This window comes from Pseudomonas sp. RC4D1, assembly GCF_018390395.1.
Taxonomy (GTDB): Bacteria; Pseudomonadota; Gammaproteobacteria; order Pseudomonadales; family Pseudomonadaceae; genus Aquipseudomonas; species Aquipseudomonas danubii.
Map to the genome: position 1 here is coordinate 1,140,813 of NZ_JAHBAW010000001.1, position 13,909 is coordinate 1,154,721.

The 13,909-nt window shown below is 57.5% G+C and carries 14 protein-coding genes and 2 tRNA genes; 15 read left to right on the forward strand and 1 reads right to left on the reverse strand.

What is annotated here, in order from left to right; all coding sequences use genetic code 11:
- Positions 1-2: 2 nt before the first annotated feature.
- Complete coding sequence (locus KHO49_RS05170; RefSeq protein WP_213665250.1) at positions 3-407, forward strand: MFS transporter; 405 nt, start codon at positions 3-5, stop codon at positions 405-407.
- Positions 408-419: 12 nt separating this feature from the next.
- On the opposite strand, the gene KHO49_RS05175 is transcribed toward KHO49_RS05170, so the two are convergent.
- Positions 420-728 (reverse strand): YhbY family RNA-binding protein, encoded by a 309-nt coding sequence (locus tag KHO49_RS05175; protein ID WP_102861082.1) that lies wholly within the window; start codon positions 726-728, stop codon positions 420-422.
- Between the two features lie 104 nt (positions 729-832).
- Here KHO49_RS05175 and rlmE point away from each other — a divergent pair, with 104 nt between their 5' ends.
- The 14 genes from rlmE (at position 833) to rpsO (ending at position 13,809) form a co-directional block, all read left to right on the forward strand.
- Entirely contained in the window at positions 833-1,462 is a 630-nt protein-coding gene (gene rlmE, locus KHO49_RS05180) for a 23S rRNA (uridine(2552)-2'-O)-methyltransferase RlmE (RefSeq protein ID WP_047283886.1), read from the forward strand.
- A 201-nt stretch (positions 1,463-1,663) separates the two neighbouring features.
- Positions 1,664-3,568: an ATP-dependent zinc metalloprotease FtsH gene (gene ftsH / locus KHO49_RS05185; protein WP_102861083.1), complete on the forward strand. Its 1,905-nt coding sequence runs from the start codon at positions 1,664-1,666 to the stop codon at positions 3,566-3,568.
- Between the two features lie 8 nt (positions 3,569-3,576).
- Positions 3,577-4,428 carry a dihydropteroate synthase gene (folP, locus tag KHO49_RS05190; protein WP_110653077.1) on the forward strand — a complete coding sequence of 284 codons (852 nt, stop codon included), beginning with the start codon at positions 3,577-3,579 and terminating at the stop codon, positions 4,426-4,428.
- Positions 4,429-4,444: 16 nt separating this feature from the next.
- Entirely contained in the window at positions 4,445-5,782 is a 1,338-nt protein-coding gene (glmM, locus tag KHO49_RS05195; RefSeq protein WP_102861085.1) for a phosphoglucosamine mutase, read from the forward strand.
- A 66-nt stretch (positions 5,783-5,848) separates the two neighbouring features.
- Complete coding sequence (gene tpiA / locus KHO49_RS05200; protein ID WP_102861086.1) at positions 5,849-6,604, forward strand: triose-phosphate isomerase; 756 nt, start codon at positions 5,849-5,851, stop codon at positions 6,602-6,604.
- A gap of 4 nt (positions 6,605-6,608) precedes the next feature.
- Positions 6,609-6,992, forward strand: coding sequence for a preprotein translocase subunit SecG (gene secG, locus KHO49_RS05205; RefSeq protein WP_015634120.1), 384 nt, complete (start codon positions 6,609-6,611; stop codon positions 6,990-6,992).
- A gap of 29 nt (positions 6,993-7,021) precedes the next feature.
- Positions 7,022-7,107, forward strand: a tRNA-Leu gene (locus KHO49_RS05210).
- Between the two features lie 96 nt (positions 7,108-7,203).
- Positions 7,204-7,280 (forward strand) — tRNA-Met (locus KHO49_RS05215).
- Between the two features lie 130 nt (positions 7,281-7,410).
- On the forward strand, positions 7,411-7,869 hold the full coding sequence (rimP, locus tag KHO49_RS05220; protein WP_041120545.1) for a ribosome maturation factor RimP: 459 nt from the start codon (positions 7,411-7,413) through the stop codon (positions 7,867-7,869).
- 47 nt (positions 7,870-7,916) lie between these two features.
- Positions 7,917-9,398, forward strand: a complete 1,482-nt coding sequence (gene nusA, locus KHO49_RS05225; RefSeq protein WP_011059201.1) for a transcription termination factor NusA — start codon at positions 7,917-7,919, stop codon at positions 9,396-9,398.
- A 27-nt stretch (positions 9,399-9,425) separates the two neighbouring features.
- A complete protein-coding gene (infB, locus tag KHO49_RS05230; RefSeq protein WP_102878332.1) occupies positions 9,426-11,942 on the forward strand; it encodes a translation initiation factor IF-2 in 2,517 nt (838 codons plus the stop codon).
- A 159-nt stretch (positions 11,943-12,101) separates the two neighbouring features.
- Entirely contained in the window at positions 12,102-12,503 is a 402-nt protein-coding gene (gene rbfA / locus KHO49_RS05235) for a 30S ribosome-binding factor RbfA (protein WP_213664721.1), read from the forward strand.
- Positions 12,504-12,506: 3 nt separating this feature from the next.
- Entirely contained in the window at positions 12,507-13,424 is a 918-nt protein-coding gene (truB, locus tag KHO49_RS05240) for a tRNA pseudouridine(55) synthase TruB (RefSeq protein ID WP_011059204.1), read from the forward strand.
- Positions 13,425-13,539: 115 nt separating this feature from the next.
- Positions 13,540-13,809: a 30S ribosomal protein S15 gene (gene rpsO / locus KHO49_RS05245; protein ID WP_011059205.1), complete on the forward strand. Its 270-nt coding sequence runs from the start codon at positions 13,540-13,542 to the stop codon at positions 13,807-13,809.
- Positions 13,810-13,909 lie beyond the last annotated feature (100 nt).

The following is a 13,909-nucleotide window of genomic DNA, read 5'->3' on the forward strand; positions in this document are numbered from 1 at the left end:
CCATGCTTTGGCAGCTGACCCAGATGCTGTGGGTCGGCGGCTTATGGCTGTTGCATCTCGGTTTGTTTCCCGTCCTGGGCCAGATTGGCCTTGCTCCCTTGCTGATCGAAGAGATTTCTACCCTGCTCAGTGCTTTGTTGGTGGGCTTTTCGGGGGTGTGCCTGGTTCTACAGACGCTGGTACTGATTCAGTCCGAAGGACTGAGAAGTCTTTGGCGGGATATTCGGGGGCAACTGCTGTTGATGGCAATGTATGCGTGCGGCATGTATTTCGCCGTGCGTATTCTGTTGCCGGAAGCTCAACGCTGGCAGTTGTTCAGCTATCTGGTTCTGGGATTTTCCGGCTTGATACTGGTATTGCAGCCGGTGCCAGGATGGGGTGGAAGGGTGCGCCAGGCACACCCTTGACCCGAGTCGACGTCAGTTGAAACGATGGACGTTCGACAATTGCTTGTTTACCTTGGCGTTCTTGCGGTAGATCAGCGCCATCTTGCCGATGACCTGCACCAGATCCGCTTTGCCGGCCTTGCACAGTTCGGCAATGGCTTCCAGGCGCGATTCGCGCTCGAGGATGTTGAGCTTGATCTTGATCAGCTCGTGATCGCTCAAGGCGCGTTCAAGTTCGGCTAGCACACCTTCGGTCAAACCGTTGTCAGCCACAGTCAATACTGGTTTCAGATGGTGGCCAATGGATTTGTACTGTTTCTTCTGCTCTTGAGTGAGCGGCATAATCTGACCCCTGCGTCTGATCTTGTAAAAAGCGGCGGCCAGTTTACCCGAGCGAGTCCGGGACCGCCCAGTTAATCACGACCCGTTTTATTTTGAGGTGGCCCGTGGCCCGTTCCAAAACTAGCCATAACTGGCTGAAAGAGCACTTCAACGACCCATTCGTCAAAATGGCGCAAAAAGATGGGTACCGTTCCCGTGCTAGCTACAAACTGCTGGAGATCCAGGAAAAGGACCGCCTTATCCGTCCTGGCATGAGTGTTATCGACCTGGGGGCTGCCCCGGGGGGCTGGTCGCAGGTGACCAGTCGTCTGATTGGTGGTCAGGGGCGATTGATCGCCTCGGATATCCTGGAAATGGACAGCATCCCCGATGTGACCTTCATTCAAGGGGACTTCACCGAGGATGCGGTGCTGGCGCAGATTCTCGAAGCTGTCGGAAATTCAGAGGTTGACCTTGTGATTTCCGATATGGCCCCCAATATGAGTGGGTTAGCAGCCGTGGATATGCCTCGGGCGATGTTCCTGTGCGAATTGGCGCTGGATCTTGCGGGTAGGGTACTACGGCCAGGTGGTGATTTTCTGATCAAGATTTTCCAAGGTGAAGGTTTTGATGAGTACCACAAAAGCGTTCGGCAGATGTTCGAGAAAGTGCAGATGCGCAAACCGACATCTTCCCGTGACCGTTCTCGGGAGCAATATCTGCTGGGGCGGGGCTTTCGTGGTCGCAGCGAGTAAGTAAGGTTTTTGACTGGGGTGATAGGATTTTCGTATTTCGCCCCGTCAGATTAAACGCATATTGTGTAGTCTAAGTTTCACATAGGGTTACAGACAGCGCCTGCCAGAGCTGTAGGTAATGTAGTAAGTTAGGCCGGTGAATATCATGCGAAGCGCGCGCCAGTAGCGGCGCTTGCTTCAGAGGGTAGTTAATTGAACGACATGGCAAAGAATCTGATCCTTTGGTTGATCATCGCTGCCGTCCTTGTGACGGTGATGAACAACTTCTCCAGCCCTAACGAGCCGCAAACCCTCAACTACTCCGACTTCATCCAGCAAGTTAAGGATGGCAAGGTCGAGCGCGTAGCTGTTGATGGCTACGTTATTACCGGCAAGCGCAGCGATGGCGATACCTTCAAAACCATCCGTCCTGCCATTCAGGACAATGGTCTGATCGGCGATTTGGTGGACAACCATGTCGTGGTCGAGGGCAAGCAGCCCGAGCAACAAAGTATCTGGACCCAACTGCTGGTAGCCAGTTTCCCGATCCTGGTGATCATTGCCGTCTTCATGTTCTTCATGCGGCAAATGCAGGGTGGCGCAGGTGGCAAGGGCGGGCCGATGAGCTTTGGCAAGAGCAAGGCGCGTTTGCTCTCTGAAGATCAGGTGAAAACCACGCTGGCTGACGTTGCTGGTTGTGACGAGGCCAAAGAGGAAGTTGGCGAGCTGGTTGAATTCCTGCGTGATCCAGGCAAGTTCCAGCGCCTGGGGGGCCGTATTCCTCGCGGCGTGCTGATGGTGGGGCCACCGGGCACCGGTAAGACCTTGCTGGCCAAGGCCATTGCGGGCGAAGCCAAGGTACCGTTCTTCACTATCTCCGGTTCCGATTTCGTCGAGATGTTCGTTGGTGTTGGTGCCAGCCGTGTTCGCGACATGTTCGAACAGGCCAAGAAACATGCTCCATGCATCATTTTCATCGATGAGATCGACGCTGTCGGTCGTCACCGTGGTGCCGGCATGGGCGGCGGTCATGATGAGCGTGAGCAGACCCTCAACCAATTGCTGGTTGAGATGGACGGCTTTGAAATGAACGACGGCATCATTGTTATCGCCGCCACCAACCGTCCTGACGTGCTTGACCCAGCGCTGCTGCGGCCCGGTCGTTTCGACCGCCAGGTGGTGGTTGGTCTGCCGGATATTCGCGGCCGTGAGCAGATTCTCAAGGTCCACATGCGCAAAGTGCCAATGGGCGAAGATGTTGCTCCGGCGGTGATTGCGCGTGGTACGCCGGGCTTCTCCGGTGCCGACTTGGCAAACCTGGTGAACGAGGCCTCGCTGTTCGCGGCTCGTACCGGTAAGCGCATTGTCGAAATGAAGGAATTTGAACTGGCCAAGGACAAGATCATGATGGGCGCAGAGCGCAAATCCATGGTCATGTCCGAGAAAGAGAAGCAGAACACCGCTTATCACGAAGCTGGCCACGCCATTGTTGGTCGAGTTGTGCCTGAGCATGACCCAGTCTACAAAGTCTCGATCATTCCTCGCGGTCGGGCATTGGGCGTCACCATGTTCTTGCCGGAAGAGGATCGCTACAGCCTGTCCAAGCGAGCCCTGATCAGCCAGATCTGCTCGCTCTATGGCGGTCGTATTGCAGAAGAGATGACGCTGGGTTTTGACGGTGTGACCACCGGTGCATCCAACGACATCATGCGCGCCAGCCAGATTGCTCGGAACATGGTCACCAAGTGGGGGCTCTCCGAAAAACTCGGCCCGCTGATGTATGCGGAAGAAGAGGGCGAAGTGTTCCTGGGTCGCAGTGCAGGCAGTCAGCATGCCAGTTTGTCCGCTGAAACAGCGAAACTGATCGACTCCGAAGTGCGCAGCATCATTGATCAGTGCTATGGCACCGCCAAGCAGATCCTCACTGATAACCGCGACAAACTGGACGCCATGGCAGATGCCTTGATGAAGTACGAAACCATCGATGCTGATCAGATTGACGACATCATGGCTGGGCGTACTCCGCGTGAACCTCGTGATTGGGAGGGCGGTTCGGGTACTACTCCTCCAGTAGTGCAAAACGAACGTCCGGAAACACCCATCGGCGGCCCTGCTGCCGACCACTAAGGTTTTAAATGACTTCTGTTCCTTCCTCCACCCGGTTGCCTTGCGGCAACCGGGTTCTTGATTTGGCCCGTGCGCATGTCATGGGCATTCTCAATGTAACCCCCGATTCCTTCTCCGATGGCGGTCGCTTCAGTCAACTGGATGTCGCCTTGCGGCATGCCGAGGCCATGGTTCTTGCTGGTGCTACGCTGATCGATATCGGTGGCGAGTCGACGCGGCCGGGTGCTCGTGCGGTATCGCCCCTGGAAGAGTTGGAGCGTGTGGCTCCGGTCGTGGAGCGAATTAATCGCGAGCTGGATGTGGTTATTTCCGTTGATACCTCGACGCCGGCCGTCATGCGTGAAACTGCTCGCCTGGGAGCGGGGTTGATCAATGATGTGCGCGCACTGCGCCGTGATGGTGCTCTGGATGCGGCGGCCGCTACTGGTTTGCCTGTATGCCTGATGCATATGCTCGGTGAGCCTGGCGATATGCAAGACAACCCGCATTACCAGGATGTCACTCGGGAAGTGAGTGAGTTTTTGGTTGAGCGGATGGCGGCGTGTGCGTCGGTGGGAATCGAGGCTGGGCGGATTGTTCTTGACCCGGGCTTTGGTTTTGCCAAGACCCTGCAGCACAACTTGAGTCTGTTCAAGCATATGGAGGCCTTGCATGCCCTTGGGCGTCCCCTGCTCGTCGGGGTGTCGCGCAAAAGCATGATTGGCCAGTCCCTGAATCGGCCTGTAGCCGAGCGATTGCACGGTAGCCTGGCACTGGCGGCACTGGCGGTGACCAAGGGCGCGAAGATTATCCGCGTCCATGATGTCGCCGAAACGGTGGATGTGGTGCGAATGATTGCGGCAGTGGAATCCGCTGAATAAGAACGATGGAGTACTTATGACTAAGAAATATTTTGGCACCGACGGCATTCGTGGTCGTGTGGGCGAATACCCTATTACTCCAGACTTCATGCTCAAGCTCGGCTGGGCGGCGGGCATGGCTTTCCGCAGCATGGGGGCTTGCCGTGTGCTGGTAGGTAAGGACACGCGTATCTCTGGGTACATGTTCGAATCGGCTCTCGAGGCAGGGCTATCTGCTGCCGGTGCAGATGTCATGCTGTTGGGGCCGATGCCAACTCCGGCTATCGCCTATCTGACGCGCACCTTCCATGCGGAGGCCGGGATTGTCATCAGTGCTTCGCACAATCCCCATGATGACAACGGCATCAAGTTCTTCTCGGGTGAGGGCACCAAGTTGCCTGACGAGGTGGAGTTGATGATCGAGGAGTTACTGGATGCGCCCATGACCGTGGTGGAGTCGAGCAAGCTCGGCAAGGTGTCGCGGATCAACGATGCATCGGGACGCTATATCGAGTTCTGCAAGAGCAGCGTGCCATCGAGCACCAGTTTTGCAGGCTTGAAGATCGTCCTGGACTGCGCTCATGGCGCCACCTACAAGGTCGCGCCGAGTGTATTCCGCGAGTTGGGTGCGCAAGTCACGGTTCTATCTGCGCAGCCTAATGGCTTGAACATCAACGAGAACTGCGGTTCGACTCATATGTCGCAATTGCAGGCGGCGGTCCTGGCTGAGCACGCGGATCTGGGTATTGCCTTTGATGGCGACGGTGACCGGGTGCTGATGGTCGACCAGACCGGTGCAATTGTTGACGGTGATGAGCTGCTGTTCATCATCGCCCGGGACCTGCATGAGCGTGACAAGTTGCAAGGCGGTGTAGTCGGGACGCTTATGAGCAATCTGGGGCTGGAGCTGGCTCTGGCAGATCTGGGTATTCCTTTTGTCCGGGCCAATGTAGGTGATCGTTATGTGATTGCTGAGCTGCTTGAGCGCAACTGGTTGGTGGGTGGAGAGAATTCCGGCCATATCGTGTGCTTCCGCCACGCGACCACCGGTGATGCGATCATCGCTGCGCTACAGGTGCTGATGGCGCTCAAGGCGCGTGGTGAAAGTCTGGCGCAATCACGCCAAGGGCTGCGCAAATGCCCTCAAGTGCTGGTCAATGTCCGTTTTGGTGGTGGCGAGAGCCCGGTTGAGCATCCTGCTGTGAAAGAGGCTTGCGAGCGCGTTACGACTGCTATGGCGGGGCGTGGTCGGGTTCTGCTGCGCAAGTCCGGTACTGAGCCGCTGGTGCGTGTCATGGTCGAAGGTGACGATGAAGCACAGGTTCGCGCTTATGCTGATGAGCTGGCAAAACTGGTTGCTGAAGTTTCTGCCTGATTTCGGCTTGCCAGTGTTGTTTTGGTTGGGTAACATCTGCGCCCACTTTGACCGACGAGGTACAGCATGCGTCGCCCTATGGTAGCTGGTAACTGGAAGATGCACGGTACCCGCGCCAGCGTCGCTGAGCTGATCAACGGCCTTCGTCATCTGGCCTTGCCAAGCGGTGTTGATGTCGCGGTATTCCCGCCTTGCTTGTATATCAATCAAGTGATTGATGGCTTGAAAGGCAAGTCGATTCAGGTCGGCGCGCAGAACTCTGCGGTGGAATCCATGCAAGGTGCGTTGACGGGCGAAATCGCCCCAAGTCAATTGGTGGACGCAGGTTGTTCCTTGGTGCTGGTTGGGCACTCTGAGCGCCGCATGATAATGGGCGAGCGGGACGCGACGCTTAACCGCAAGTTCGCGGCAGCACAGGCTTGTGGTCTGAAGCCGATTCTGTGTGTGGGGGAGACCCTCGAGCAGCGCGAGGCGGGGAAGACTCTGGAAGTTGTCGGGCGTCAGCTGGGCAGCATCATTGAAGAGTTGGGTGTTGGCGCATTCGCCAGTGCTGTTATCGCTTACGAGCCGGTCTGGGCCATTGGTACCGGGCTGACTGCAACACCGCAACAGGCGCAGGATGTGCACGCAGCCATTCGCGCGCAGTTGGCGGCAGAGAATTCTGAAGTTGCACGAGGAGTGCGGCTTCTATACGGCGGCAGCGTGAAGGCGGCCAATGCGGTCGAACTGTTCGGCATGCCGGATATCGATGGGGGGCTCATTGGTGGAGCTTCCCTGAATGCAGATGAGTTCGGTGCGATCTGTCGCGCCGCGGGAAACTGAAAAAATGCTGGAAACAGTCGTAGTCGTTTTTCATCTGCTGGGTGCCCTGGGCGTAGTTGCTCTGGTTTTGCTGCAGCAGGGTAAAGGTGCGGATGCTGGCGCGTCTTTCGGTGCAGGTGCTTCAAATACTGTGTTCGGAAGCCAAGGTTCCTCTACCTTTCTTAGTAAGTTTACTGCTATACTTGCCGCCGGTTTCTTCATAACCAGCTTGGGGTTAGGTTACTTTGCTAAAGAGAAAGCTCATCAGCTGACTCAAGTAGGTTTGCCAGATCCAGCAGTACTTGAAGTACCAAAGCAAAAACCGGCTTCTGATGATGTCCCGGTGCTCCAAGAGCAAAAGTCGGCCAATAGTGCGACTGACGTACCTCCAGCTCCAGAGCAGAAGTAAGAAGAGTTTCACGCAGTAACGTAGTCTATGCCGAGGTGGTGGAATTGGTAGACACGCAACCTTGAGGTGGTTGTGCCCATAGGGTGTAGGGGTTCGAGTCCCCTTCTCGGTACCAATTGTCAGGAGAGCCCGCGGTTGCGGGCTTTCTTGTAGGTGGAAGGTTACATTGACCCAAAAAGGGATCAGTCGTATACTTCCGCCCCAGCTTTGTCGCGGGGTGGAGCAGTCTGGTAGCTCGTCGGGCTCATAACCCGAAGGTCGTCGGTTCAAATCCGGCCCCCGCAACCAGTTTTAGCGGAGCCCCTTTTCAGGGGCTTTTTGTTAGCTGGACACTTTATAACGCCGCTATTCAACGGCGTTTCCGGGATGGGCGCTTCGCCCATTTTTTATTTGCACAAGCATGCACGAGGGGGTTCAGGTGTCGAGCAAGCTAGAACAGTTGCAGGCCTTGTTGGCCCCGGTGGTCGTGGCCCTTGGCTATGAATGCTGGGGTATTGAGTTTTCGGCTCAGGGTCGCCACTCATTGTTGCGCGTTTATATCGATAAAGAAGGCGGCGTGCTGGTGGACGATTGCGCCATCGTCAGCCGTCAGATCAGCGGTGTTCTCGACGTAGAAGATCCAATTTCCGTTGAATACACCCTTGAGGTTTCCTCTCCTGGCATGGAACGCCCACTGTTCACCCTTGAACAGTTCGCCAAGTATGTCGGTGAGCAAGTGAAGATCAAGCTGCGCTCGCCTTTCGAAGGTCGGCGTAATTTTCAGGGCCTTCTCCGCGGGGTGGAGGAGCAGGACGTCGTGGTGCAGGTGGATGATCACGAGTTTCTGTTGCCGATCGATATGATCGACAAGGCCAACATTATTCCCAGTTTTGACTGAGACGCGGATCCCGCGGATCCAATGGCTTGCGAAAGGCGAGGCGTACGATGAGCAAAGAAGTACTGCTGGTTGTTGAGTCGGTATCCAATGAAAAGGGTGTACCGGCAAGCGTGATTTTTGAAGCGCTGGAGCTGGCCCTGGCCACTGCTACCAAAAAGCGTTTTGAAGACGAAGTGGACCTGCGTGTGGAAATCAATCGCCACACCGGTTCCTATGAAACTTTCCGTCGCTGGACGGTGGTTGAAGAAGCCGATCTGGATGATCCAGCGGTCGAGACCTGGTTGAGCAAGGCTCGTGAAACCCATCCCGACGCCAAAGTCGGTGATGTGATCGAAGAGAAAATCGAATCCATCGAGTTCGGCCGCATCGCTGCCCAGACCGCCAAGCAGGTCATTGTGCAGAAAGTTCGCGAAGCCGAGCGCGCACAGGTGGTTGATGCCTATCGCGAGCGCCTGGGAGAAATCATCTCCGGCACCGTGAAAAAAGTGACACGTGACAACGTGATCGTTGACCTGGGTAACAACGCTGAAGCGTTGCTGGCCCGTGAAGACATCATCTCCCGTGAGACTTTCCGGGTTGGCGTGCGCCTGCGTGCGCTGCTCAAGGAAATCCGCACCGAGAACCGCGGCCCGCAGCTGATCCTGTCGCGTACCGCACCGGAAATGCTGATCGAGCTGTTCCGTATCGAAGTGCCGGAAATTGCCGAAGGCCTGATCGAAGTCATGGCCGCCTCCCGTGATCCGGGTTCGCGCGCCAAGATCGCAGTCCGCTCCAAAGACAAGCGCATCGACCCACAAGGCGCGTGCATTGGTATGCGCGGTTCGCGCGTCCAGGCCGTATCCGGTGAGTTGGGCGGCGAGCGCGTGGATATCGTCCTGTGGGACGAGAACCCGGCGCAGTTCGTGATCAATGCCATGTCGCCGGCTGAGGTCGCGGCAATTATCGTTGACGAAGATGCCCATGCCATGGACATCGCCGTTGGCGCAGACAATCTGGCTCAGGCCATCGGTCGCGGTGGTCAGAACGTGCGTCTGGCCAGCCAATTGACTGGCTGGACCCTGAACGTGATGACCGAATCGGACATCCAGGCCAAGCAGCAAGCAGAAACCGGCGACATCCTGCGCAACTTCATCGACGAGCTGGAAGTTGATGAAGAACTGGCACAGGTTCTGGTTGATGAAGGCTTCACCAGCCTGGAAGAGATTGCCTACGTACCGCTGGAAGAAATGCTCAACATCGACGGCTTTGACGAAGATATCGTCAACGAGCTTCGCGCTCGGGCCAAGGATCGCTTGTTGACTAAAGCCATCGCTACTGAGGAAAAGCTGGCAGACGCCCATCCGGCCGAAGACCTGCTCTCGCTTGAGGGTATGGACAAGGATTTGGCGATGGAACTGGCGGTGCGCGGCGTAATTACCCGCGAAGACCTGGCCGAGCAGTCTATTGACGACCTGCTCGACATCGACGGCATTGACGATGATCGTGCCGGCAAGTTGATCATGGCCGCCCGAGCCCACTGGTTCGAGTAATTAGGCGCGGCCTGAGGAGAGAAGTGCATGACGCAAGTCACGGTGAAACAACTGGCCGATGAGGTCAAAACACCGGTAGAGCGCCTGCTGCAGCAGATGCGTGAGGCAGGTCTGCCGCACACCGCCGCCGAGGAACATGTGAGCGACAGTGAGAAGCAGTCGTTGCTGACTCATCTGAAAAGCAGCCACAAGGCGAAAGTGGAAGAACCACGCAAGATCACTTTGCAGCGCAAGACCACCAGCACCCTGCGTGTTGCTGGTAGCAAAAGCATCAGCGTTGAAGTGCGCAAGAAGAAAGTCTTCGTGCAGCGCAGCCCGGAAGAAATCGAAGCCGAGCGTCAACGCGAACTGGAAGAACGCCGCGCAGTAGAAAATGCTGCTCGTCAAAAGGCTGAAGAAGAAGCCAAGCGTCGCGCCGAAGAAGAAGCGCGTCGCCAGCCTGCTCCGGTTGCCGAGCCTGTTGCCGCGCAAGCTGCTGCAGCCCCTGCACCTGCGCCTGTGGTCGAAGCTGTGCAAGAAGCACCAGTGGCCGCTCCGGCGCCGGTTGCCGAGCGCAAGAAAGACGAGCAGCGCCGTCCGGACAAGTCCCGCAACGACGACAACCGTCGCAGCGGCGATGGCGAGCGCAAAAACGCTCCTCATCGTGCTTCGGTCAAGGAAAAGGCGCCAGCGCCGCGCGTTGCTCCACGTACCACCGACGAAGAAAGCGATGGCTTCCGTCGTGGTGGTCGCGGCAAGGCCAAGCTGAAGAAGCGCAACGCTCACGGTTTCCAGAGCCCAACCGGGCCAGTGGTACGTGACGTGCAGATCGGCGAGACCATCACTGTGGGCGAACTGGCCCAGCAGATGTCGGTCAAGGCTGCCGAAGTCATCAAGTTCATGTTCAAGCTGGGCACTCCAGCCACCATCAACCAGGTTCTGGACCAGGAAACTGCCCAGCTGGTTGCTGAAGAACTGGGCCACAAAGTGACCCTGGTCAGCGACACCGCCCTGGAAGATTCCCTGGCCGAGTCCCTGAAGTTCGAAGGTGAAGCGGTTGCTCGTGCGCCGGTCGTGACCGTAATGGGCCACGTTGACCACGGTAAGACCTCGTTGCTGGACTACATCCGTCGCGCCAAAGTGGCCGCGGGCGAAGCCGGTGGTATTACCCAGCACATCGGTGCCTACCACGTAGAAACCGAGCGCGGCATGGTCACCTTCCTCGACACCCCAGGTCACGCCGCGTTTACCGCCATGCGTGCCCGTGGTGCCAAGGCTACCGACATCGTGATCCTGGTGGTTGCAGCGGACGACGGCGTGATGCCGCAGACCATTGAAGCCGTTCAGCACGCACAAGCTGCCGGCGTGCCGCTGGTGGTTGCGGTGAACAAGATCGATAAGCCAGGCGCTGATCTGGACCGTATCCGCAGTGAGCTCTCGGTTCACGGCGTGACGTCGGAAGATTGGGGTGGCGATACGCCGTTCGTACCGGTCTCCGCGAAAATGGGTACCGGTGTCGACGACCTGCTCGAAGCCGTTCTGCTGCAGGCTGAAGTACTGGAACTCAAGGCGACTCCTTCGGCTCCTGGCCGTGGCGTCGTGGTTGAATCCCGTCTCGACAAGGGCCGTGGCCCGGTAGCCACCGTGCTGGTTCAGGACGGTACGCTGCGTCAAGGTGACATGGTGCTGGTTGGCTCGAACTACGGCCGCGTGCGCGCCATGCTCGACGAGAACGGCAAGCCCATCAAGGAAGCCGGACCTTCCATCCCGGTCGAGATCCTCGGCCTGGACGGTACCCCGGACGCTGGCGACGAGATGAGCGTAGTGGCCGACGAGAAGAAAGCCCGTGAAGTGGCTCTGTTCCGTCAAGGCAAGTTCCGCGAAGTCAAACTGGCTCGTGCTCACGCCGGCAAGCTGGAAAACATCTTCGAAAGCATGGGCCAGGAAGAGAAGAAGACGCTCAACATCGTCCTCAAATCCGACGTCCGTGGTTCGTTGGAAGCTCTGCAAGGCGCTCTGAACGGCCTGGGCAACGACGAAGTGCAAGTGCGCGTAGTGGGCGGCGGCGTCGGTGGTATCACCGAGAGCGACGCCAACCTGGCACTGGCCTCCAACGCTGTACTGTTCGGCTTCAACGTGCGTGCCGATGCCGGTGCCCGGAAGATCGTCGAGCAGGAAGGTCTGGATATGCGTTACTACAACGTGATCTACGACATCATCGAAGACGTCAAGAAAGCCCTGACCGGTATGTTGGGCAGCGACGTTCGGGAGAACATCCTGGGTGTTGCCGAAGTTCGCGACGTGTTCCGCTCGCCGAAGTTTGGCGCGATCGCCGGTTGCATGGTCATCGAAGGTGTCGTGCACCGTAACCGTCCAATCCGTGTACTGCGTGAAGACATCGTTATCTTCGAAGGCGAGCTGGAATCCCTGCGCCGCTTCAAGGATGACGCGTCCGAAGTGCGTGCCGGCATGGAATGCGGTATCGGCGTGAAGAGCTACAACGACGTCAAAGTCGGTGACAAGATCGAAGTCTTCGAGAAGGTCCAGGTTGCTCGCAGCCTCTAACTCGCGCACTTCAAGAGCCTTGGTGGCCCGTAGCATGTTCATGCACGGCACCGCCAGCGGCCTCTAAACGCAACGCCCGGTCTGGCTCCTGCCAGGCCGGGCGTTTGCCGCTTTCAGACCACACGGGTTTCACCGTGAGGCAGTAACAGGTAACAAGACATGGCAAAAGAATACAGCCGTACCCAACGCATCGGTGATCAGATGCAGCGCGAACTGGCGCAACTGATCCGTCGCGAAGTCAAGGATCCACGCGTCGGCCTGGTGACCATCACCGCCGTGGAAGTCAGCCGCGATGTCGGTCACGCGAAGATTTTCATCACCGTGATGGGCCAGGAAAACGCCGAAGAGATCGCCCAGAGCATCAAGGTGCTGAACTCGGCGGCAGGTTTCCTGCGCATGCAACTGGCCAAGGAAATGAAGCTGCGCAGCGTGCCGCAACTGCACTTCCATTACGACGAAAGCGTGGTCCGCGGGGCGCACCTGTCGGCTCTGATCGAGCGCGCCGTGGCTGAAGACAGCCAGCATGGCGACGCGCCTGCCCCTGAAGACGCCAAGGAGTAAGCGGTGGCTCAGGTCAAGCGTATCCGTCGTAACGTCAGCGGCATCATCCTTCTGGACAAGCCGCTGGGCTTCACCTCCAACGCGGCGCTGCAGAAAGTCCGCTGGTTGCTCAATGCCGAGAAGGCCGGTCACACCGGCAGCCTCGATCCCCTGGCCACCGGTGTGCTGCCGCTGTGCTTCGGCGAGGCCACCAAGTTCTCGCAATACCTGCTCGATTCCGACAAGGGTTACGAAACCCTGGCGCAGTTGGGCAAGACCACCACCACTGCGGATGCTGAAGGCGAAGTTTTGCAGACCCGCGAAGTGACCGTTGGTCGTGCCGATATCGAAGCGGTATTGCCGGAATTTCGCGGCGAAATCAAACAGATACCGCCGATGTACTCCGCCCTCAAGCGTGATGGCCAGCCACTCTACAAACTGGCTCGTGCAGGGGAAGTGGTGGAGCGCGAACCGCGTTCTGTTACTATTGCGCGCTTGGAATTACTCGCCTTTGAAGGCGACACTGCGCGCCTGGCGGTGGACTGCAGCAAAGGCACCTATATCCGCACCCTGGTGGAAGATATTGGTGAAAAGCTCGGCTGCGGTGCTTACGTTGCAGAACTGCGACGGACCCAGGCCGGACCTTTCAGCTTGGCCCAGACGGTCACCTTGGAAGAGCTTGAAGCCGTGCACGCCGAAGGCGGCAATGAAGCGGTAGATCGCTTCCTGATGCCATCGGACAGCGGCTTGCTGGATTGGCCACTGCTGCAGTTCTCGGAGCACAGCGCGTTCTACTGGCTCAATGGCCAGCCGGTACGTGCCCCGGATGCACCGAAGTTCGGCATGGTGCGGGTACAGGATCACAACGGTCGCTTCATCGGTATCGGTGAAGTGAGCGAAGACGGGCGCATCGCGCCGCGTCGACTGATTCGGTCAGAATGACCGGACGAGGGTGGCTGTTAACAGGCACGGTCACTACTCATTTATAGATACAGGGATTTGTCCCTGGCCTGTTGAAACTGTTCTTGAACAGTTTCCTGATATAAGGATTGCCCACATGGCACTCAGCGTTGAAGAAAAAGCTCAGATCGTAACCGACTACCAGCAAGCTGTTGGTGACACTGGTTCGCCAGAAGTGCAAGTTGCACTGCTGACCGCCAACATCAACAAACTGCAAGGTCACTTCAAAGCCAACGGTAAAGACCACCACTCCCGTCGTGGCCTGATCCGCATGGTAAACCAGCGTCGTAAGCTGCTGGACTACCTGAAAGGCAAAGACCTGAGCCGTTACAGCACCCTGATCGGTCGTCTGGGTCTGCGTCGCTAATCAGCGATTGCGCTATGAGGTTGGTTGTTTGCCATGCGTCAGCGGTTTTTCCGCCGGCGTATGGCAGGCTCCCAGCCTCAAGTTTTATCTGCTGCACCGT